Here is a 24,206-nt window from a genome sequence, read left to right as displayed (position 1 = left end):
CCGGATTTTATAAAGTTTTGAACGAATAATGCAATGGTAGTTATGGGAAGTACGGCATCTTTGCAGTGCTAAAAACTTTAAATGATACTATAAATGAAAACAATGAAGAACATGAAACAAAGTAGGTTTATTTTGTTTGTGCTTTCATTCCTGGTGATGAGTATCGGGAATGTTTATGCACAGAATGTTACCGTGACAGGTACAGTTCTTGACAGTGCCGGTGAGCCTGTCATCGGTGCTAATGTAAAAGTGGCGGGGAAGTCATCCGTAGGAACCATTACCGATTTCGAGGGGAATTTCTCCTTGTCGGTCCCTGCGGACACGAAAAAATTGGAAATCAGTTATATCGGTATGCTTTCACAAGAGGCTGTCATTAAGCCGGGAACTCCGGTAAAGGTAATTTTGAAAGAAGATACGGAAGAGTTGGATGAAGTGGTAGTCATAGGTTATGGTACTGTAAAGAAACGGGACTTGACTGGTTCTATGACCTCTATCAAGCAAGCGGACATTGTTGCTGTTCCTACGACGAATGCTTTGGAAAGCCTGCAAGGAAAAGTGGCTGGACTGGATATGACTAAATCAAGTGGCCAGACAGGTTCGGGCCTGTCGTTTTCCATTCGAGGTAACCGGTCATTGAATGCATCGAATGCTCCGTTGATTATTGTGGACGGAGTACCCTATGGGACAGATATTGATATCAATCCCAATGTTATAGAATCTATGGAGATTCTGAAGGATGCTTCCTCCACCGCTATTTATGGTTCTCGCGGTGCTAACGGAGTCATCTTGATCACTACAAAGAAAGGGGCTGTAGGCAAAACCAAGGTTTCATATAACGGTTATTATTCCGTCAATTCCGTGGCTGCTTATCCCGATAGGATGAATCTGTCTGAATGGGCAGACTTCAAGAGAGAGGCTTATCGCGCGGATGGCCAGTGGGCAAGTCCCGAAGATGATGCCAAGATTTTCGGTTCTGCTTATGATGCGGTAAAATCCAATCAAAATGTAGACTGGGTGGATATGCTGATGCAAACGGGTAGCCAGATGTCCCATTCTGTTAATATCTCGAATGGTACGGAGAAAACAACATTCAATCTGGCTTTTGAATATATGTCCGAAGACGGTTTGGTGAAGATGGATAATATGGATCGTTATAACGCAACCTTGTCCTTGTCGCATAAGCTCACTGATAACTTGAAACTGAATGCCAATGTGGTGTATACCTATTTGGATCAGAACATCAGACGTGATCCTTTCAACCGTTCTATTTATTACTCCCCCTATGGAGATGTCTATAATGAAGACGGCTCCATCAATGTGCTTCCTTTTAATGACGGACAGACCATCAGTCCCATAGCCGAGGAAGTCCCCGGAGCCTATAAAAATAACCGGCTGACCAGCCATTTGGTGGGGAATGTAGGGGCTACTTGGAACATTATCAAGGACTTGACACTGACTTCGACTTTTGGCTTTGACAAGAAAGATATCCGTACAGGGCATTTTGCTGATACATATACGTTGGACGGAGCGGGAAATTACTCGCTGGCGGACGCTACCAATCATAGTGACGTCAATTGGTCGTGGGAAAATACATTGGCTTATTCATTCACATTAGGAAAACATAATCTGAGCCTGATGGCTGGTAACGCATTATATAAAAATGTGGCCGAGGAATATAAAGGTGCGGGGCATAACCTTATTTCATCCACTATGTTGTTTTATAATTTGGGTGGTTTGCAGGATAGTCAGCAGATATCCAGCAGTTATGTACAAACCACTATGGCATCTTTCTTCGGGCGTATCAACTACAAATTCAATGAGAAATACCTGATGACTGTGACTTTGCGTCAGGATGGTTCATCTGTACTGGCAAAAGATCATCAGTGGGGGTTCTTCCCTTCCGTGGCCCTGGCTTGGCGTATGAATGAAGAGAATTTCTTGAAGAATGTAGAACAACTTTCCAATTTGAAACTTCGGTTGAGCTATGGTATTTCGGGAAACAGTGCTGTTTCTGCCTATCAGACTCAGGGAGGATTGGGAAAGACCATGTATGCTTATCTCATAAATAATACGGAAAACGGAGCCTATGGCTACTATCCGGCTTTGACACCGAATTATAATCTGGGCTGGGAAAAAACAGCAACGGCTAATATCGGTATTGACTTCGGTTTCTTCAATAACCGTATCAGTGGTTCGTTGGATATTTATCAACAAAAGACATCAGACCTGCTGATGCAGAAGAAAGTACCTAGTTCTACCGGATATTCCATAGCATGGGATAATGTAGGAAAAACTGAAAATAAAGGGGTGGAATTAGTTATTAATACCCAGAATTTCAACCAAAAGGATTTTTCTTGGAATACCGATTATACGTTTACGTTGAATAGAGAGAAAATTACCGAGCTGGCAGATGGAACCGACCGTGATATCAGTAACGGCTGGTTTGTAGGACATGCCATCAAGACACATTATGGATTGGAGAAAATGGGTATCTGGCAACTTGACGAGGCTGAGGAAGCGGCCAAATATGGTGAGAAGCCCGGACGCATAAAGATAAAGGATCAGAATAAGGATGGTTCCATAGACAATGATAGCGACCGTGTCATCTTGGGTTCGGAAACTCCCGATTTCGTAATGGGGTTGAACAATACATTCAAATACAAGAACTTTGATTTGCGCGTTTTCATGTATTGGAGACAAGGGCAAATGTTGCATTCGGAAGCCAACGGTTACGGATCATACCGTATTCAGGGAGATCCGGGTATTAAAGTAAACTATTGGACACCGGAGAATCCTACGAATGAATTTCCCCGTCCGGAAAAAAGCTATTCGGATTCTTCCAAATTGAATGCACTGGGATACGTGGATGGTTCGTATCTGAAGATTAAAGAAATCACTTTGGGATATCAGTTACCTAAATCATGGATCGGGAAGATTCATGCTTCTAACATCCGTGTCTATTGTTCTTTGAAGAATTTCTTTACTTTCAGCCATTTGGACAATTATGATCCCGAACGGGGAGGTTCTTTGAGCTATCCGATGACAAAACAAGCAGTATTTGGTATTAATGTTGATTTTTAAACAAGCGAACAAGTATGAATAAATTATATAAATGGTGTTTGCTCAGCTGTATGGCGGCAACCTTGAGTTCATGTAATGATTTCCTAACAGAGGAAAATCCCAGCGGATTGACCGCTGATACTTTTTATAAGACCGAATCGGGTGCGGAAGCTCTGATTAATTCATGTTACACACCGTTGCGTTTCTGGTATGGGCAGGAATATGCCACATCAATGACGGAGTTGGGGACAGATATATTTACCCGGGGAAATGGTTGTGCCGAGGCTGAACTTTCCGATTATAACTCGTCACTACAAGGTTCCAGCAATGCGATAACGAAAGAATGGGAGCGTTTGTATTCGGCTCTGAATACCTGTAACACCGCTTTGAACCGTTTGCCTGACTCCGAACTTTCAGCTTCGGTTAAAGATATCCGTATGGGGGAAGCCTATTTCTTGCGGGCTCTTTATCTGTGGCATATTGTAGAGACATGGGGAGGTGTTTATTTAACGACAGAAGAATGTACCGAGCCGTCAGGTTATGTTTACCGTTCGTCCGAAGAGGATTTTTATACTCAGATTATAGCCGATTTGAAAGAGGCGGTGGCTAAATTGCCGGCTTCCACTTCTGATTACGGGCGTGCTACCAAAGGTGCGGCCGAAGCGTTTCTGGCACGCGTTTATCTGTATAATAAAAATTATGAAGAGGCGTTGAAATATGCCCGTAATGTCATGAACAATTATGATTATAGCTTGGCGGAGGATTATTCGGACCTTTGTGATATTTATAAATGTAATGATGTAAAAGAGAATGTGTTTGTTTGTATGTACACAAAGAGTGAGATATTCGGAACTTCCATTGAAGAAGGTCCTGACGGGAAACCTATCATCTGGAGAACACCGGGTAATAATCCTTCACATCTGTTGTGGGTGATGTGCTATGATCAGGTACTCGATAAAGACGGTAAGAAACCTGTTACGCGCTCCATAGAATATGGTCGCAGCTTTAACAGATATATGCCTACGCTGTATTATCTGAACCTGTTCGATGAAAAGATGGATGCCCGTTATGATGATGTGTTTCAGCAGGCATGGATTTGTAACAATACGAACAGTGCTTATATCTCACCGGGAGATACGGCTATTTTCTTTACTAAATATAGTGTGTCCGATGCAGAGGAAGCTAAACACGATTATATTACCATAGATAAGGATTTTATTTACAATGCCGATGGCTCTATCAAGAATAGGGTTCAGAATGTGACTTTCAAGAAGTTCCTTGATCCGTCTCGTGAGTCTGTGAATTATACGGGAAGTGTGAGACATGGTGTGGTCATTCGTCTTGCCGAGTTGTATCTGATAGCTGCCGAGGCTGAATTATTCTTGAACGATAATGCTTCTGGAGCATCTTATATCAATGAGGTAAGGAGAAGAGCCGCTATTCCCGGCAAGGAAGTTGCCATGGAGATAAAGCCAGAACAGTTGACATTGGATTTTATTTTGGATGAAAGGGCTCGTGAGTTGGGAGGAGAGCAGCAACGTTGGTTCGATTTGAAGCGTACTGGTAAGCTGTTGGAAAGAGTAAAAGCGTACAATCCGGATGCGAAAGTGAATATAAAGGAGCATCATTTGCTACGTCCTATTCCTCAGACTCAACTGGATGCCATTATCAATAAAGAAGAGTTCGGGCAAAATGCCGGTTACAATTAAGTGTGCCTGTCAGGCCGAAGTTTGATTTCTGGTGAAGGTGTATCCTGATGATTGGCAGAGAAGTTATTTGGCTTGCAAAAGTTGGTAAATAACATAAGTTCGTTTTTAAAAAAGGCCTTGTCCTTTTTTTTAAACGAACTTATCTTTTTTAAAAAGAACAAGGTCTTTCTGGTTCGAACCGACTGCCTTTTTGTCTGAGGACTCTTGTAAGATTATGTATTAGGAGTAATCTCATATATAGGCTTATACATGAATCTTTATTCTGAAAACTTTATTTAATTCTTAGGTTTTTGTAAGTTTGCTAAATGAAATCTAATAGAAAATAGAATGAAAGCACTTAGAATAGTATTCATGCTTCTGACAATGAGTGTATTAATATTCCCGGGAAAAGCTCAGACTTGTTGGGACGATCTGGAGTTCAAACAGTTTTCCACTCCTGAAGGGTTACCGAATAGCATGGTTCACCAAGTTTATCAGGACCGTGACGGATATATTTGGATTCCTACTTTCTATGGATTGTTTCGTTATGACGGTTACGAGGTCCGTACCTATAAATCAAATCTTTATACCCCCGGTCTTCTGGTTAATAATAATGTGCTTTGTGTGGAAGAAGATTATTCTCACCGGCTCTGGATTGGGACTCACGAGGGACTTTGTATGCTTGATAAACGGACAGGGAAGATGAAAAAATTGAAACTGGGTGGAGTCAGCAAACAACGGCTGAATGAAATTCATGTGACAAAAGAGAACCGGGTTTATCTGGGGTATATCCGTGGAATGGCTTATTATGATGAAATGCAGGATACCTTGGCTTTGATGACCCGGAAGAATTGTAGAGGGGACGTACCCGAATCTGTGAATATTCAAACGTTGTTTGAGGATGTAAATGGTGATTTGTTGATAGGCACCTGGAAGGATGGGCTTTATCGTTATTGCATAAAGGAAAATACATTTTTGCACTATCCGCCTTTAGATGAGGAGAACTCTGTTTTGGCTTTGTTTCAGGACTCCAGAGGGGTGATGTGGATAGGAACTAGTGGGGCCGGGCTGTATAAGGCCCATTTTTCATCCGATAGGAAAACGGTTTCTTTTGAAGGTTATAGACACGATGCCCGAAACGTTTCTTCTTTGCCGTCTGATTATATTTATTCTATTCATGAAGACTTACAGACACGTTCGCTATGGTTGGGCACTAGAGAGGGGGTTAGTGTGATGGAACTGGCTGATGAGGGAAAGTTTATCAATTATCAAGAATCTGGCTCTAAACATTATCTTCCTGTCCGCGAGGTGAACACAGTCTTTAGGGACCGAAGCGGATTAATGTGGATCGGTACTAAAGGGGCTGGTGTCTTTCATGTCGATACTCGGAAGCGTTCCTTTAATGTAATTTATCCTCGTGGCAACGATAAATCTTTTACAGATTTGATCTCTACATTGTATGTGGAAGAAAATGGAGCTCTTTGGATAGGTATGGGCTATGGATTGGATTATCAGCATGGAGGTAAAAAAGTGACATTGTTTCCTTCGAAACGTCCTTATCATATTTCTTATAGCCCGTTAACCCGTGAGGTATTGCTTGCTGTGCATGACGAGGGGATGATAGTTTGTCGTGACGGACAAATAATACATCAGTATAAGACCTCGAATTGCGGTTTTGTTCCTCATGATTTAGTGTATCTGGTTCATGAGGACCGTAAGGGGAACCGTTGGTTGTGTACCTATAAAGGACTTGGAGTGCGTTACCGGGACGGGCGTGAGTATTGTTTCAATCGTTTGTCCGGAGCAGACGAATTGCTTGGCCGGGAGATGACTACGATGGTGGAGGATAATGACGGCTCATTATGGTTGGCAACCAACAATAATGGTATTGTTCATGTTACAGGGGATATGGAACGTCCGGAATCGTTGCAGTGTAAGAACTATTGTATGGAGAATGGTTTGCTGCCGGTCAATACTCCTCTTTGTTTTTTGTTGGATAGAAGCGGACGGATTTGGGTCGGGACGGAGGGCAGCGGACTTTGTTTATATGATGTGCAAAATGATTGTTTCAAGTCTGTTCATAAGGAGTTTAATTTGCCCGGAGATATGGTTGGCAGTATGCAGGAAGATAATAGTGGTAATCTGTGGTTGGGCACCAATCAAGGGCTGGCAAAGCTGACCATATCCGGAAAGGAAAAGGGCAGGGTACGTATCTTTACTGTTGCCGATGGGTTGGCGGATAATTTCTTTAATCAAAATGCTTCTTTCTATCGTGAGGGTACTTTCTATTTTGGATGCAGCAGGGGAATTGTGACTTTCAACTCGGAAGTGGTGGAAGAGAAACAGGCTGATATTTCTTTATGCATAACTGATATCTTGGTGGATGGAAGGCCATTGGAACAGATGCCGGATAAGAACAGAAAGGAGATTACTCCTTTTACTCCCGATTTTACAGACAGATTAGTTATTCCTGCCTCATATTCCCATTTTACCATTTGCTTTGCATCGCTGACTTATAATCGTCCCCAGCAGAATAAGTATGCGTACAGGTTGCAAGGCTTTGATGCTGACTGGCATTATGTGGACGCTTCCAGCCGGACTGCCTATTATTCCAAATTGCCTGCAGGGGAGTACGTGTTTCAGCTACGGGCAACGAATGAGAATGGTGACTGGGGTGACGTGAGAGAAATGGAAATTAGTATTGAACCACCTTTCTGGGCTACTTGGTGGGCTTATTTTATTTATGTATTATTGGCTATACTGTTTATGGTATTGATATGGTGGGAGATTCGCCGGAGACTGTTATTGCGTAATCGTAAGTTTTTGCAGGAAGGTGAGACGGACAAGGTGCATCATCTGAAATTGCAGTTCTTTACGAACATTCCTTCGGATGAAGAAAAGTTTTTGCAGGATGCTGTCGCCTGTGTGAACCGTCATTTGGATGATCCCGGTTTTGATGTTCCGCAGTTTGTAGATGAAATGGCAACCAGCCGTACAACGTTGCATAAGAAATTGAAATCCTTGACGGGATTGAATACGACTGGCTTTGTACGTAGTATCCGTCTGAAGGCAGCTTGCAGGATGATGGATGAAAATCCGAATATCCGCATTTCCGAACTGGCTTATAAGATCGGGTTTAATGATCCCAAGTATTTTTCTATCTGTTTTAAGAAGGAATTTGGTATGCAGCCTACAGAATATTCGATGAAATCGGGCAAAAACGCTTGAACATGCCAAGGTGGGCAAGGTTGAAATATGTTCCTAAAAGGTGGAGAAAACATGTTTCAACCTTATCGGGAGATGCTTCATCCCTGTAAAATGAATAGCTGATTACTTTTGTGACGTTAAAACTTTAATGTCTAATTTAAAAAGGTTGGCTAATGAAATCTAATTTCTATGGAAGCAGAAAATCGCTTGTAGCGATTGTGTTCAGCGTAGCTTTTCTTTCCGGAACCCCTGTGATTTATGCAGTGAACGAATCGCTCTCAATCCGTTCCTCACAACAGGTCAATGGTATAAAAGGAACGGTGAAAGATGCAAATGGTGAGGCTATAATCGGTGCAAGTGTGGTGGTGAAAGGAACTGCTAATGGTACAATAACCGATTTTGATGGAATGTTTACTATCTCCGGTGTATCGACGAATGACATACTGCAAGTCAGTTTTGTCGGGTATAAAACATTGGAAGTTCAAGTAAAGGACAAAAAAAACTTCAGCTTGATTCTGACAGAGGATACAGAGGTCCTGGATGAAGTCGTGGTGGTAGGTTATGGCACAATGAAGAAAACGGACGTGACAGGGTCTATGGCTTCTGTTTCTTCTGATAAATTGACCGCACGTGGAACTGTTCGTGTGGAGGACGCATTGCAGGGCTCTGTTCCCGGTGTCAATATTACTCAGTCAAACAGCCGTGCCAATGGTAAGTTTGATATTCAAATTCGTGGTCAGGCTTCCATTAATAATACGAGCGGGCCACTTTATGTTGTCGATGGCATGGTCGTTTCATCTATCGACTTTCTGAACCCTGAGGATATAGAACGCATTGATGTCCTGAAAGATGCTTCTTCCACAGCGATTTACGGATCTCGTGCTTCGGAGGGAGTTATAATTATTTCTACCAAAGGTGCTGGTGCCGGACAAAATAAGGCACAGCCTGTCGAAATATCCTATGACGGATATTATGGCATCCGCAAAGTAGCCCGTATGCCTGAATTTATGGAATCAACAGAGTGGATGGATTATCGTTTTGCCCGTTTTACTACTGGTGCTCCGGATGAGACAGGTCATGCTGTCTATAAAATTACAGATGGTGATTTGCAGACTGCATTTCAGAATGGTGCGGAGTGGAAGGAGTCTCCATTGTATGACTGTTGGAGAACCAATAAAACTTATGATTGGGCTGATCAAGTATTGCGTACTGCCTCTCAACAAAATCATTTCCTTAGCGCAAGTGGTGCTACAGAGAAGACAAGTTATCGTTTAGGTGCAGGCTATCAGAATGAAGAGAATGTTTTTAAAAAGAATGACTATAAGCGTTATAATATAAAAGGTTCTTTTGACAGCAAATTGTCTAAAGTTGTTGAAGCAGGAATGTCTGTAAACTTGGTGCATGGCATACAAAATGACTGGATAACAGAAACCTCAAATTCTTATTCTCCTTATAATAATGCTTTCTGGTTTGCGCCTGTTGTTTCTCCATGGGATGAAAATGGCAATCTGTTGGCCATTCCGGCTAAAGTAGGTAAACTGTCATTAACTTCCACAGCTTCTCCATTGGTGGATTTTGACATTGATGCATACGAAAATGAAACCCGTAAATTTCATGTTTTCGGTAATGCTTATCTGCGTTTTAATATTATGGATAACTTAAAGTTTACAACCACTTTTTCTCCGAACTATTATCATGGCCGTCAAGGCATATTTATGGGTACCGGTGTTTCCGAAAAGTATCCTTTAGGAACGGCTTATTATCAAAAGCAGAAATATAATAAGGCAGAGGTAGTGAATACAGAACGTTTGGACTGGACTTGGGACAATCAGGTGGATTTCAGCAAAACATGGGGGGAGCATAGACTGAATGCCATGGGGATGTATTCCATGTATTATACGAATAAGGAGACTTACAAACAGTCTGTTACAGATATCTCAGATGACAAGCTGTCATACAATGCAATGGATAAAGGTTCCGGTACCAAGACGGTAGAATCTGCTTATACGGAGTCTTCATTGGTTTCTTTTGCGGCTCGTCTGAATTATGCATATAAAGAACGCTATATGGCCACTGTAACGGTACGTACAGATGGTTCATCACGCTTTGCCAAAGATAATCGTTGGGGCTGGTTCCCTTCTGCGGCGTTTGCCTGGCGTGCTTCCGAAGAAGATTTCCTGAGAAATGTGGATTGGATAGATAATCTTAAGTTACGCTTGTCATACGGAGTAACCGGTAATAATAATGTGGATGATTATGTTACCTCCTCTTCTGCGTCTGGACCTTCTTATGCAGTTCTCGGTGGTCAGGAATATCAAGGGTACTATGCCAATGGGCTGGTTGACCGAAATTTAATTTGGGAAAAAATTAAGGAATTGAATTTTGGTATAGATCTTTCGGTTCTTAAGAATCGTATCAATGTAACTGCGGATGCCTATCGGCGTCTGTCGGATGGTCAGATAATGAAGGCTACGGTTCCTTTGGAAACTGGTGAAAGTTCAATCACGACCAATATCGGTTCTATACAAAATACCGGAATTGAAATAGGTTTAAGTTTGGGAATTCTCCGCAACAAGAATTTCACCTGGGACATGAATCTGTCTTTCGCACGCAATTGGAGCAAGATAAAGGAACTGCCTAATGGCGATGACGTTACCAATAATTGGTTTATAGGAGAACGTCTCAACGTTCTGCGCGACTATACCAGTGCCGGTATTATTACGGCGGATGGTGTTACAATGCATACCGTAAATGGCGACCGGCATTATACATTGCAGGAAGTATATGATACGTTTGGACCTAAAAGTGCTAACAAATTACAATGGTACGAAGGGCAGATGGCTGTAAATGACTGGAATGACGATGGTAAGATTAATGATGACGACAAGCAGATTTATGGATGTACAGATCCTAAATGGACCGGAAGTTTAAGTTCTACCATAACATACAAAGATTTTGATTTCTCTTTCATGCTTTATACGAAACAGGGACAATGGTCACGCAGTTATTTTCATGAACAATACATGGATTATAATGACCGCGGACGTCAAAAAATGAGTTTTGATTATTATATTCCGGCCGGCACTCCTGTATTAGATAAAGAAACTGGGGATATAACCTGGTTGGCTGAGGCTCATGTCGGTTCGGCTCCTTATCCCAATAATTCGGATAAAACGGGAGGAGGCTATTTTAAGAGTGGCAGTGCTTCGGTACGTTATCAGAAGACTTCTTTTGTAAAAGTGAAAAATGTTACATTAGGATATACCTTTCCTAAAGAATGGATGAATAAGGTTTTCGTAAAACATCTGCGTTTGTATATAAATGTACTTAATCCATTCTGTTTCACAAATTATAAAGGCTTTGATCCCGAATGGGCCAGTGCAAATCTGACAAATGGAGGTCCTGCGTCAATAACTTATCAAATTGGTGCAAATATTAAGTTTTAATCAAATTAAATCTAGGTAATATGAATACATGTAAGAAAATAGTATATACGGCATGTTTGTTAGGGACAGTTGTACTGGCGGGGTGTGATGACTTTCTGACACCTGAAAACAAAAGTTCTGTAACAGATATTGAATATTTTGCAACTGCATCCGGCTTTCAGTCTCTGGTTAATGATGCTTATTCGGGGTTGAAAACGATTTATAATAATAGCAATGTGTGTGTTTATTTTAATGCTGGTACGGATTTGTATCATGATGGACGTAATGATATAAATGCCGCCTTGCACCGTTGGCAGAATTTTACTCCGGAGAATAGCATTGTCAAGGAATTCTATACAGATTGCTACAAGGGTATCCGTTCTTGTTTGGCTATTCAATATTATGCTTCTGTAGCGAATGTCAGTGATGATGTCAAACAAAAAGCAATTGATGAGGGACGCTTTGTTGAAGCGTTGTATTATTATTTGCTGGTTAATAATTATGGTGGTGTACCGTTGGTAACAGAATATGCCAGCACGGTGGTCGAGGGATATCCGCGTGCTACGGCTGAACAGGTGTACAATTACATTATAAATGAACTTCAAGGTGTAATCAGCAATAATAAGTTGGCGGCTTCTACTGCTACCAAAGGAGGAGGTGAGGCTAGTATAGAGTCCGCCAAAGCTCTATTGGCTAAAACGTATCTTTCTGCTGCTTGGGACTTGAACAAAGTTGAATATTTTAGAGAGGCGGCCAAATATGCCGATGAAGTAATTAACGGGCGTTCATTGACAACAGAATTTGCAGACTTGTGGGCTGCCGACCGTTCGGGTGACGATAATGCCGAATTCCTCTTTGATGTGGAATATGACTTTGATAGTACGCATGATCAAAATAGCGGTAATCGTTGGCAATCGTTCTACAATGGATTCTATGGTGGTCAGGAAGAAGGTATGAAAGGAGTTACTTCTAATTTCGGACCGCTTATGCATACTTTAAAATATTTTGAGCCGGGTGACAAACGGTATGATGCTACATTTATGAAAACAATGCTAGTAAAGAAAGCTTGGACGATTGAAGGTGGGTTTAAAGAGGATGGATTACCCTTAGGTGATTACTTCTCGTTTTATACAAATGGAAAAACGGCAATGGGGAAAATGGTAGGCGTATATTATCCTGCATATTGGGAGTGTGATGCGGCTTCTGTTGCAGCATGGCGTGCTGAAGATCCGGAAAACAGAACCAATACATTCGTCATTCCGCAGAATGATTTGACAGCGGAAATGGAACCTATGTCAAACTATGTTAAGGATCTTGCAGAATTTCCTTCGGGTGTCATCGCTAAATATGATTTTACGGATGCACAGAAAAAGGGTTGGGCGGTACATCCTTGTCGTAAATTTGATGATAGTGAAACAGCGCAATATGCGGCAGGTAAAAGTTTTCGTGATATACATGTCATTACATTGCCTGAACTGTTTTTTGTTGCTGCGGAAGCATATCTGCAAAGTGGTGATATATCAACTGCGCTTGCCCGTCTGAACACAGTCCGTAAGCGTGCCGGGGTTCCTGAAGTAACGACTATTGATCTTGATATTATATTGAAAGAGTCGGCTTGCGAAATGTTTGGTAATGGTTATAGGCGTATGGATTTGCGGCGTACCGGGAAACTGGTGGAATATAATGATTTGTATAATCCCAAATTGAAGGGGAGTGCGGCGGTTGCAATTGGAGAGAAACTGTTATGGCCCATTCCACAGGCTGTTATTGATGCAAATGATTTGTTGAGTACGGAGGATCAGAATCCGGGGTATTAGTAGGATAACGAGATCGTGAGATGTGTAAAGGCAGGAATGCTGGTTTATGTGGTATTCCTGCCCTTTTAAATTTTAATTAAGAAAGGATTATTGATGAGTCTTAAATTAGAGAATAAATGCCAGCTATTGGCTGTGATGATAGCGTATATTATTTCGTTGGTTAGTATTGAAACAGTGTATGCTGCCAATAAAGAGTTCGTTTGGTATAATGGTAAACGTCCTATTACTTATTCCTTGCCTGAATCTGTTTCTCCAGTAGTGACGGTAGCACTGGATATGTTTAAGGGTGACATGCAACAGGTGACGGGGGTATTACCTCAAAAAACTCTTTCCGGAACGGCGGTTATTAATATTATTCAGTTGGATAAAAACAAGTCTGTCCTAAGAGAACTCCGTAAAGACGGAATTCCGGTGGATAGTATTGCTGCCAGAAAAGACGCTTTCTTTATAAAGATAAGAGGAAATCAGTTGTTGGTTGTAGGAAGTGACGGTCGGGGAACTGCTTACGGCATACTTGAACTTTCCCGCTTGGCAGGAGTGTCTCCATGGGTATGGTGGGGAGATGTGACACCGATGAGGAAAGAGCGGTTGACCCTTCCGGCTGATTATTCTACTTTTCAGAGTCCGTCGGTAGAGTATCGTGGAATCTTTTTAAATGATGAAGACTGGAGCTTGCAGCCTTGGAGCTGGAAAAACTTTGAACCGTCTGATATAAAAGGACGTATTGGTGCCCGTACTTATAAAGAAATCTTCAAATTGCTGATGCGCCTTCGTGCCAATGCTATTTGGCCGGGGATGCATGGAATTACGACTCCGTTCTACTTTGTGCCGGGAGCTAAAGAAGCGGCTGACAGTTGCGGTATTCTCATCGGTACTTCGCATTGCGAGCCGATGATGCGCAATAATGTAGGTGAATGGAAAGTCAATGAACGGGGTGATTATAATTACATGACAAACCGTGAAGGGGTACAATCCTATTGGATAGAACGGCTGAAAGAGGCAGGCCCTTATGAAAATTTCTACACCATGGGCATGCGAGGTATTCACGACAGTGGAATGGAAGGAGTCAAGACCCTTCAGGAAAAGACCGATGCACTGCAACAGGTTATTGACGACCAGCGCAAGCTGCTGTCGAAATATGTAAATAAAGATGTGGAGAAGATTCCCCAGGCTTTTGTCCCCTATAAAGAAGTGCTTCAAATCATGGAGAATGGCTTGCAACTGCCGGAAGACATCACGTTGATATGGTGTGATGACAACTATGGCTATATGACCCGTTTAAGTGACAAGGAACAGCAAAAGCGTAGCGGAGGTGCCGGGGTGTATTATCATCTCAGTTATTGGGGGCGTCCGCATGACTATATGTGGCTATGCACTACCCAGCCGGGATTGGTTTATAGTGAAATGAAACAGGCATACGATTGCAATGCCCGCCGCCTATGGGTGGTTAATGTGCACGATTTGAAACCCGCGGCATACGATTTGGAACTCTTTCTGGATATGGCATGGAATATCAATTCCGTATCTCCATCTACTCTTGTGGAGCATCAGAAGAACTGGCTTTGCCGCGAATTTGGTAAAGAAGCAGGAGAAAAATTATTGCCTGCCATGTTAGAGTTTTATCGCCTGTGTGGCATCCGTAAACCGGAATTTATGGGTTGGAACCAAGTGGAACTGGACAAGAAGAAATATACCAAAGGCTGGTCTCCGGTTAAAAATACGGACTTTAGCTTAACCGAATTCGGCGGCGAACTGGATCGTTATCTGGAATCCTATGAAGCCATTAAAGAAATTTTATCGGAAGTGGAACCAATGATTCCTCAGGAACGAAAAGATGCTTTCTTTGCCCAAATCAAGTATCCTGTATTTGGCGCTGCTGCGATGAGCACAAAGATGCTGGAGGCACAAAGAGCACGTTGCATCTCTTCGGGAAGCTGCGACACGACTTTATGGACCCGCGAAAGTCAATTAATGGCTGCCTGTGCCAAAAGCATCAAGGCTTACCAGGAAATCCGCGATTTGACAGATTACTATAACAATGAACTGGCGGGTGGTAAATGGAAATACTCCATGTGCCATAATCCGCGGGATTTATATGTGTTCTATCCGCCTGAAGTCCCCGTATGGCTGACAGAGAAGGAAATAGAGAAATATGCTTCTTTTAGAAGACCCAAATCGTTACCTTTGGCAGAAGTGGCTAAGGATCATTGTATTGTTTCTAATGCTTGCGATTATACAAGCGCATCCAAAGAGGTCGTGACGATTCAATCATTGGGACATAGTATGAATGCCGTTTCCGTACCAAAGGGAGAGTCAATTGCTTTTGAATTTGATTGTTTATGGGATGGAGAGGCGATACTGCGCACTGCCGTAATCCCGACACAACCTAATGATAAAGGAGACATTCGTTTCAGTGTCAGCATAGATGGTGAAAAGCCTCGGATATGCTCTATTAAAGAGCCGTTTCGTTCGGAAGGATGGAAACAGAATGTGCTCCGTGGACAGGCTGTTCGTGAAACCGGTCATCAATTGACAAAAGGAAAGCATACTTTATCCATTACTGCTTTGGATGATCATGTCCTGATAGATCAATGGATGATTGATTTCAAACCAGACAGAATGTTCTATGTATTTCCTGTTCAACCAACCTATTAATGTAGCATGAATTGTATGAAGAAAATTATTGGACTATTCATTGTTTTATTATGCTTTTGCACGGCAAAAGCTCAACAGACAGAAGTGAGGTATCTTTCCGGTACAGGACCGGATCATACCGTGAAGTGGGATTTCTGGTGCTCTTCAGGTATGAATTCCCAAAAGTGGAGCAAGATAGATGTTCCGTCTTGCTGGGAACAGCAAGGTTTTGGAGGCTATACCTACGGGCGCTACTATATTTATAAGGAACGCGAGAAAGAAAAGCAATATGATGCCTACAGGGAACATGATTTTTGCGATGAATACGGCATCTATCGTCATCGTTTTGACGTTCCGGACACTTGGAAAGGCAAACTGATAAGCATTGTATTTGAAGGTGTTATGACTGATGCTGAAGTGAAAATCAACGATGTTATCGCTGGCCCTGTTCATCAGGGATCATTCTATCGTTTCTCTTATGATATCACGGACAAACTGAAATTCGGGAAAAAGAATTCGATGGAAGTGACGGTGAAGAAGCAGTCGGCTGATAAATCAGTTAATGCAGCGGAACGCCGGGCTGACTGGTGGCTTTTCGGAGGTATCTACCGCCCTGTATATCTGACGGCAAAACCTCGCACGCAAATAGAACATATAGCGGTGGATGCCCGTGCTGACGGTACGTTGCGCACAGATGTATATCTGAAAAATATTTCCAAAGGACAACAAGTGGAACTGTCACTCATTTCTTGTGATTCACAGCTTCCTATAGGGCGGCAGGTATGCGGACTTTCGACGGAAAAGAAACAAACACTTACCACACATTGGAACAATATCAAGAGATGGGATCCGGAACATCCCAACCTTTACCGGCTCACGATGCGTCTTCTTTCCACAACAGGAGATGTTGTGCACGAGATTACGGAGCGCATCGGATTCCGTACCATTGAATTCCGTCCTGAAGATGGCATCTATCTGAACGGTACTCGTCTTTTAGTGAAGGGGACTAACCGCCATTGCTTTGATCCGGAAACAGGTAGGACAATCAGCCGGGAACTCAGTCTGAAGGATGCTTTGCTCATTAAGCAGATGAATATGAATGCCGTGCGTTCACATTATCCACCAGATACTCATTTTTTAGAGGCGTGTGATTCCATAGGTCTTCTTTATCTCAATGAATTATGTGGCTGGCAGAATAGCTATAGCACTGAAATAGCAGAAAAGTTACTGCCCGAGATGATGTTTCGTGATGTGAATCACCCGTGTATCTTTATTTGGGCAAACGGTAACGAAGGAGGATGGAATGCTGCTGTTGACAATCGTTTTGCCGACTATGATCCGCAAAAACGTCACGTCATTCATCCGTGGGCGGATTTCAATGGCTTGGATACACGTCATTACCCTAATGGTACGGATAACATGTATCGGTTGGAACGCGGGCATAAGGTTTTTATGATGACGGAGTTCCTGCATGGCCTTTATGACCGTGGACAGGGTGCAGGTCTCAAAGGACTATGGTCAAAGTTTAAGGCAAATCCACTTTTTGCCGGTGGCTTCCTTTGGGCGTATGTGGATGAAGCTGTCCGCCGTACAGATACCGGACAAATGGACACTTACGGACCTAATGCTCCCGATGGTATTGTGGGGGCAAATCGCGAAAAAGAAGGCAGCTTTTATACTGTTCGGGAGGTATGGTCACCCATTCAAATACATCCATTAAAAATAACTTCTTCTTTCAAAGGAGATTTTTATGTAACTAACGATTACTTGTTCAGCAACTTAAGCGAATGCCGGATGAAGTGGAAGGTAATGCGTTTACCTGTTCCGCAGGTAGCCGACAGCCCCGTCTGCCTGGCGGAGGGCGGCGTACTGTTACCTGCGATCCAGCCTGGTGAGAAGGGGACAGCCCACTTCGATCTGCCTGAGAAATTCTTCAATGGCGATGTTTTGGAATTGGAAGCTTACAATGCGACGGGAGACACAGTATGTAACTGGACGTTTCCTATTAAGAATAACCGTAAGTACTTTGCAGAATACAGGCACTTACAACCGGCGGCAACAACTGCTGCCAGTTATCAGACAGACAACAACAGGGTTACCCTGATGGCGAATGGAGTTGCAGCAACATTCAACAAGGCGAATGGTAATTTAGTGGAAGTGAAGAATGGTGGCAGGATCATACCATTGTCTGACGGTCCTCTCCCGGTCGGGATGAAGATGCTTTTCTGTTCTGCCAACCTGAAAATGCAAGGTGATACTGCCATTTATACCGTAAAATATAAAGGTGCGGCCGACTCCATTGTCTGGAGAATGGCACCTGACGGATTGCTTGGAATGGATGCATTGGTGCTGAACTACAGAGCAAAGAACAAGTTTGACGGTGCATACTTTGACCGTCCGGTTCATAATTTCGGTTTTTCATTCTCTTTTCCTGAAAAGAACGTCAGTGGGATGCGTTGGTTAGGCAAAGGCCCTTACCGGGTATGGAAGAACCGCATCGAAGGAACGAATTATGGTATCTGGCAGAAGGACTACAACAATACGGTGACGGGAGAATATTATCATCCGCTTATTTATCCGGAATTCAAAGGGTATCATGCAGATCTCTATTGGGCGACACTCCAATCAAAGACAACACCGATGACGGTTTATTCGGAAACTGACGGCATTTTCTTTCGCGTCTTCACTCCGGAGGAGCAGCGTGACCGTGAAAGCCGTGGAATATCAGTAAAGGAATATCCTGCTGGAGACATTTCGTTCTTATTTGAAATTCCGGCTGTCAACTCTCAGGGAACAGGAGGAGAAGCTTCTTATATTAAAATTAATAAAGGGGATGAGGGCTTCAGAATGAAGCTATGGTTTGATTTCCGGAACTGGATTCGATAGTGTGTTTGTGACATAAATACCTATAAAAAGCTATTGCACGGTATGCATATACCGTAAAAAAGAGGGGACAAATTACCTAAATCAGGTGATTGTTCCCTTTTTTCTTTTTATAGAAATTTGCACTCTCGAAAAGTAAGAATTTAGAATTATAGATATTCATGGTAAGAAGACAGTTACAAAGGATCAGTTTAGGCTCTCTTTTTTTTATAATCGGAGCGATATCTATCTTTGCACAACCTAAGACAATGGTATCCGGTAAAGTGATATCCAAAGAAAAACAGGAAGTCGTAGATTTTGCAACCGTATATTTGAAGGGTACAACTTATGGCTGTACAACGAATGAAGAAGGTATCTATCATCTCCATGCACCGGCAGGGAAATACACACTGGTTGTTTCGGCTATAGGATATAAGACTATAGAAAAGCCCGTAACTTTGGTTCATGGAGAAAGGATTAAGATGAATGTAATGATTGCCCCGTCGGTGACTGAGTTGGATGAAGTGGTAGTGGTATCTAACGGGGTTTCCCGTGTGAAACGTTCCGCATTCAATGCGATAGCTGTAGATACAAAAGAGTTCCAGAATTCTACCAAGAATCTGAGTGATGCTTTGGCTAAAGCTCCGGGAATGAAACTCCGTGAGTCGGGTGGGGTAGGTTCGGATATGCAATTGATGTTGGATGGTTTCAGTGGCAAACATGTGAAGATATTTATCGACGGTGTACCTCAGGAGGGAGTAGGGAGCTCTTTTGGCTTAAATAATATCCCTGTGAATTTTGCAGATAGGATTGAAGTATATAAAGGGGTGGTTCCTGTAGGATTTGGCACGGATGCTATAGGTGGTGTTATCAATATTGTAACCAATAAGAAGAAACGTAATTGGTTTTTGGATGGCTCCTATTCATACGGGTCGTTCCATACGCATAAATCGTATGTGAATTTTGGACAGACTTTCAAAAACGGCTTTACATACGAAATAAATGCTTTCCAAAACTATTCGGATAATGATTATCAGGTGGACGCACCGGTAGAGGACTTTGAAACCGGAAGAATTGATAAAGATAAAAAGGTACGTGTGAAGCGCTTTAATGATACCTATCATAATGAGGCGGTTATAGGTAAGATTGGCATGGTGGATAAGAAATGGGCAGACAGATTGATGTTGGGCTTTACTTATTCACATATGTATAAGGAGATACAGACCGGAGTACGCCAGGAAATAGTCTATGGGGAAAAACATCGTAAAGTACATTCGTTGATGCCGTCATTGGAGTATAATAGGCGTGGCTTATTCATCAAAGGTCTGGATGTGGCATTGACTGCCAATTATAATAAAAATGCAACGACAAATATAGATACAGCTTCCTATAAGTACAATTGGTTGGGTGATAGGAAATTAATGAACTCACCCGGTGAACAATCCAACCAATATTCACGGGCGGATAATAACAATTGGAATGGAACATTAACCGTTCATTACCGTCTGGCGAAAATACACATGCTGACCTTTAATCATGTGTTGAATACTTTCCGCCGTTCTAATACTTCTTTATTGGCTAAGGTGGAATCGGAGGATGCCATCGCTAAAGAAACCCATAAGAATATCTCCGGATTGTCCTATCGGTTGATGCCGTCTGATCATTGGAACCTCTCAGTGTTTGGGAAATATTATCGTTTGTATGTGGCAGGTCCTATGGCTACGACTACGAATCAAGATGATTATGTCCGTACTACCCGAAACATGAATTCCATAGGGTATGGAGCTGCGGGAACTTATTTCATTCTACCCGGTTTGCAGGCGAAATTGTCCTACGAAAAAGCATATCGTCTGCCTACTATTGAAGAAATGTTTGGAGATGAGGATTTGGAAATGGGAGATATCAGTATAAAACCGGAGAGTAGTGATAATTTGAATTTTAATTTGAGCTATAACAGGACATTTGGCAGGCATTCTGTATATATGGAAGGTGGAGTGATTTATCGGAATACGAAAGATTATATTCAGCGTAATATTGCGGATTTGAGTGGTGGTAAATATGCTGCGAAATATATTAATTACGGTAAAGTATTGACGAAAGGATATACTGTTTCTGCTCGTTACGGTTTTGGCAATTGGGTGAGTGTAGGAGGTAATTTTACCAAAATGGATGTACGCGACAATATGAAAACATCTATTTCCAGCAGTGCGGAAAATCTGGCTTATAAAGAACGGATGCCGAATCTGCCCTATATGTTTGCTGATTCGGATGTTACTTTTTATTGGCGGGATTTAGGAAGGAAAGGCAATAGGTTGACAGTATCTTATGATAATCAATATCTGCATAGCTTTACTTATTATTCTTCCCGAATAGGTTCGAATAAGGGGGACTATGTGGTACCGAGTCAATTCTCACACAATCTCTCTCTTTCTTATAGTTTGCAAAAAGGGCGGTATAACGTATCACTGGAATGCCGTAACTTCACAGACGAGAAACTGTATGATAATTTTAGTCTCCAGAAGGCAGGCCGGGCTTTTTATGGCAAGCTGCGTGTTTGTTTCGGCGATTAAAAAAGAACTTGTGACGGTTTTTATAAGAACATACCTCCCTTCAGCCTGCTTTGTCTATTAATCAGTGATGCTGATTAGTCGATCACTGCCACTGATCCACGAATTACTGTCACTGAATGGCTGGTTGCTGGCACAGAATTGGAGCGTCAGCGGTATAATTAGGAGTTATCTAGTAGCTGCTGAAGGATTAGAAAAAAGGAGTTTATAATTAATTGAATTTTAAATTAACAGGAAGAATAAAAATGAAGAAAGATTTCTTATTGAACGGATTTATTGCTACTGCCATGGCAGGAATGGCGTTGAGTGCATGTACGGATCATGAGCCGGATTACGGTTCGGGTACCGAGGCTAAAGGTGAGTATGTTATTGCATCGTCGGTCACAGCGTCTGGAAATACCACGAATGTGCTGCTTACTTCCGAGACGTTGGATAAAGGCACTGTTTCTACAGTGAATAATGGTCTTGTGAATGATGGCGCAACTCAATGGGTGTTTTACAAGAATCAATATCTTTATGCACTGACTTATAATCAAGGAAATGCAGGTACGACCCGTTCTTATATCATGGATTCAAAGAATGAAGTAAAGGCTCGTTCGGGGGAGTTTGCCGTAAAGAGGTTTACTACTTACGGTATTTATGATAAATATATCATGACCTCGTCTACCGGTGACGGACCCACTGCGTATGCTGATGAGAATGGATATTTACCAAAAATGTTTTTGCTTTCTTATTTGGACGTATCTGCTGAAACATTTACAACGAATGATACTCAAAATAAGGCTTATATGTCCGAAAACTTCTTGGGAAATGGAGAATATGTAACATTGGCCGGCATATTGGAACGAAATAATAAGCTGTATAGCGCTGCTATTCCAATGGGGTTAAGTCAATATGGATCGGCCACTGACGGGGGAAAATGGATACTTCCCGGCAATGAGGATTTGGTAAAGACAGAAGATGGTGGTTCCAACAGCAGCAGTTATAAAAAAGGTGAATTGCAATGGACGCAATATCCCAATAAATGCTGGGTGGCTATTTTTGATGATGAAACGCTGACAAATAAAAAAATCATAGAAACAGATAAGATCAGTTATGCTTGCGGGCGTTTTAAATCACAGTATTATCAAACGATTTGGGCGGCAGATAATGGGGATATTTATGTATTTTCTCCTAGCTATGCGAAGACCATGAAGGATAAGCGCCAGCAGACTACCTTGGATGCCGGAGTAGTACGTATAAAGGCTGGAACAGAAGAGTTTGATCCTGATTATTATTATAGTATCGAAGCGCAGACCGGAGGTAAATCTTTCATTCGTTGTTGGCATATTACGGGAGATTATTTCCTGTTGCTGATGTATGATCGTCCCTTGACTGAAACTGGTTTCACTGCTAATCAGTTAGCAATATATAAAGGAGAAACCGGAAAACTGACTTATGTAACCGGTTTGCCTTCTGCCGATTTGATCTCCGGCTTTGGTAATACTCCGTATGTGGAGAATGGATATGCCTATATGGCTGTAACTACAACAGAAGGATATCCGTCTATTTATAAAATAGATCCGGTGGGTGCGGTAGTGACAAAGGGTGTTTCTATAGAAGCGACACAAATCAGTGGCGTCGGTAAACTGCAACCTCAGAACTGAGTATTGTAATAATATAGTGGGAGTCTGCGGGCAGTATGTGCTTATGCAGACTCTTTTTATGAATCGTATGGAAGAAATTATGAAGAAAATATTTCGCCAAATACATCTTTGGCTTTCTGTTCCTTTCGGGTTAATCATTTCCTTGATTTGCTTCTCGGGAGCCATGTTGGTTTTTGAAAATGAAGTGATGGAACTGGTCAGGCATGAGCTCTATTATGTAAAAAAGGTAGAGACAGTTCCACTTTCTGTTGATCGATTATTAGAAGAGGTAGAACTCACGTTGCCCGACAGTGTGTCTGTGACAGGAATCAGTATATTCCCAGACCCGGAACGTACCTGGCAGGTGAATCTGTCACGCCCTCATCGTGCTTCCATGTATGTGGATCCATATACTGGTGAGATTAAAGGTAAATATGAACGTCCTGCATTTTTTGTGACTATGTTCAGGCTGCATCGCTGGCTGTTGGACAGTATGAAAGCGGAGGACGGAGTTTTCTGGGGAAAAATGATTGTAGGTGTCAGCACCCTATTGTTTGTTGTGGTTTTGATATCGGGTATCGTTATCTGGTGGCCTCGTACACGAAAAGCCTTGAAAAATAGTTTAAGCATATCTGTCGGCAGGGGCTTCAGAAGATTTTGGTATGACCTGCATGTGGCAGGTGGTATGTATGCGCTGTTGTTTTTATTGGCTATGGCCCTTACCGGACTAACATGGTCTTTTGGATGGTATCGGACAGGTTTCTATAAAGTGTTTGGCGTGGAAGTACAGCAGGAAGGTGCTCATGGTGGGGCAGCCCGGCGTGGTGGGAGAGGTAGCGGCCAATCCGGAAAGAATGTTTCTCATTCTTCGTCCTATGTTTGTTGGCAACAAGTTTATGAACAATTAGCCCTAAATAATCCCGGCTACAAGCAGATAACCTTATCAAATGGGGTGGCAAATGTCTCTTTCAATACTTTCGGTAATCAACGTGCTTCCGACCGTTATACATTCAATCCTCGTAGTGGTAAGATTGATGAGGTCGTTTTATATAAAGATGCTGAGAAGGCTGGAAAGATTCGCGGATGGATCTATTCTGTACATGTTGGTAGTTGGGGCGGTATGCTTACCCGTTTACTGACGTTTATAGCAGCTTTGATAGGAGCCACCTTGCCATTAACAGGATACTATTTATGGATAAGACGAATTTGGAGAAAGAAATTAAGAGTAAGTGGAATATCTTTGTCATAAGATTGGGGGGCGAAAAGAGTTTTATCATATGACCTGTTGCCGTGAATGACAGGTCATATGATATTGTTACAG

General features: G+C 42.2%; 10 protein-coding genes. All 10 read left to right on the top strand.

Going from position 1 to position 24,206, the window contains the following annotated elements; translation table 11 throughout:
• The first annotated feature begins 111 nt into the window (after positions 1 to 111).
• A complete protein-coding gene (locus tag ACYQ0C_RS19460) occupies positions 112 to 3,081 on the top strand; it encodes a SusC/RagA family TonB-linked outer membrane protein (protein WP_257205114.1) in 2,970 nt (989 codons plus the stop codon).
• Between the two features lie 14 nt (positions 3,082 to 3,095).
• Positions 3,096 to 4,769: a RagB/SusD family nutrient uptake outer membrane protein gene (locus ACYQ0C_RS19455; RefSeq protein WP_016277352.1), complete on the top strand. Its 1,674-nt coding sequence runs from the start codon at positions 3,096 to 3,098 to the stop codon at positions 4,767 to 4,769.
• Positions 4,770 to 5,096: 327 nt separating this feature from the next.
• Positions 5,097 to 7,976, top strand: a complete 2,880-nt coding sequence (locus ACYQ0C_RS19450) for a two-component regulator propeller domain-containing protein (protein WP_016277353.1) — start codon at positions 5,097 to 5,099, stop codon at positions 7,974 to 7,976.
• A 152-nt stretch (positions 7,977 to 8,128) separates the two neighbouring features.
• Positions 8,129 to 11,401: a SusC/RagA family TonB-linked outer membrane protein gene (locus ACYQ0C_RS19445; protein ID WP_016277354.1), complete on the top strand. Its 3,273-nt coding sequence runs from the start codon at positions 8,129 to 8,131 to the stop codon at positions 11,399 to 11,401.
• A 20-nt stretch (positions 11,402 to 11,421) separates the two neighbouring features.
• Positions 11,422 to 13,197, top strand: a complete 1,776-nt coding sequence (locus tag ACYQ0C_RS19440; RefSeq protein ID WP_016277355.1) for a RagB/SusD family nutrient uptake outer membrane protein — start codon at positions 11,422 to 11,424, stop codon at positions 13,195 to 13,197.
• A gap of 135 nt (positions 13,198 to 13,332) precedes the next feature.
• Positions 13,333 to 15,852 carry a glycosyl hydrolase 115 family protein gene (locus ACYQ0C_RS19435; RefSeq protein WP_371327431.1) on the top strand — a complete coding sequence of 840 codons (2,520 nt, stop codon included), beginning with the start codon at positions 13,333 to 13,335 and terminating at the stop codon, positions 15,850 to 15,852.
• Positions 15,853 to 15,867: 15 nt separating this feature from the next.
• Positions 15,868 to 18,717, top strand: coding sequence for a glycoside hydrolase family 2 (locus tag ACYQ0C_RS19430; RefSeq protein WP_016277357.1), 2,850 nt, complete (start codon positions 15,868 to 15,870; stop codon positions 18,715 to 18,717).
• Positions 18,718 to 18,962: 245 nt separating this feature from the next.
• Positions 18,963 to 21,263: a TonB-dependent receptor gene (locus ACYQ0C_RS19425; protein WP_089503723.1), complete on the top strand. Its 2,301-nt coding sequence runs from the start codon at positions 18,963 to 18,965 to the stop codon at positions 21,261 to 21,263.
• A 242-nt stretch (positions 21,264 to 21,505) separates the two neighbouring features.
• Positions 21,506 to 22,906 carry a DUF4374 domain-containing protein gene (locus tag ACYQ0C_RS19420; RefSeq protein WP_016277359.1) on the top strand — a complete coding sequence of 467 codons (1,401 nt, stop codon included), beginning with the start codon at positions 21,506 to 21,508 and terminating at the stop codon, positions 22,904 to 22,906.
• Between the two features lie 16 nt (positions 22,907 to 22,922).
• Positions 22,923 to 24,134 (top strand): PepSY-associated TM helix domain-containing protein, encoded by a 1,212-nt coding sequence (locus ACYQ0C_RS19415; RefSeq protein WP_016277360.1) that lies wholly within the window; start codon positions 22,923 to 22,925, stop codon positions 24,132 to 24,134.
• Positions 24,135 to 24,206 lie beyond the last annotated feature (72 nt).

Source organism: Phocaeicola sartorii JCM 17136 = DSM 21941 (assembly GCF_054653615.1).
The sequence above is the reverse complement of the archived record's forward strand: the minus strand, read 5'-3'. Positions and strand labels throughout refer to the sequence as shown.

What these genes read in the sequence shown, in the direction of transcription:
- ACYQ0C_RS19425 (WP_089503723.1), top strand. Translation starts at nt 18,963, where the DNA reads ATGGTATCCGGTAAAGTGATATCCAAAGAAAAACAGGAAGTCGTAGAT.
- ACYQ0C_RS19455 (WP_016277352.1), top strand. Translation starts at nt 3,096, where the DNA reads ATGAATAAATTATATAAATGGTGTTTGCTCAGCTGTATGGCGGCAACC.
- ACYQ0C_RS19445 (WP_016277354.1), top strand. Translation starts at nt 8,129, where the DNA reads ATGAAATCTAATTTCTATGGAAGCAGAAAATCGCTTGTAGCGATTGTG.
- ACYQ0C_RS19450 (WP_016277353.1), top strand. Translation starts at nt 5,097, where the DNA reads ATGAAAGCACTTAGAATAGTATTCATGCTTCTGACAATGAGTGTATTA.
- ACYQ0C_RS19440 (WP_016277355.1), top strand. Translation starts at nt 11,422, where the DNA reads ATGAATACATGTAAGAAAATAGTATATACGGCATGTTTGTTAGGGACA.
- ACYQ0C_RS19460 (WP_257205114.1), top strand. Translation starts at nt 112, where the DNA reads ATGAAACAAAGTAGGTTTATTTTGTTTGTGCTTTCATTCCTGGTGATG.
- ACYQ0C_RS19420 (WP_016277359.1), top strand. Translation starts at nt 21,506, where the DNA reads ATGAAGAAAGATTTCTTATTGAACGGATTTATTGCTACTGCCATGGCA.
- ACYQ0C_RS19430 (WP_016277357.1), top strand. Translation starts at nt 15,868, where the DNA reads ATGAAGAAAATTATTGGACTATTCATTGTTTTATTATGCTTTTGCACG.
- ACYQ0C_RS19435 (WP_371327431.1), top strand. Translation starts at nt 13,333, where the DNA reads ATGATAGCGTATATTATTTCGTTGGTTAGTATTGAAACAGTGTATGCT.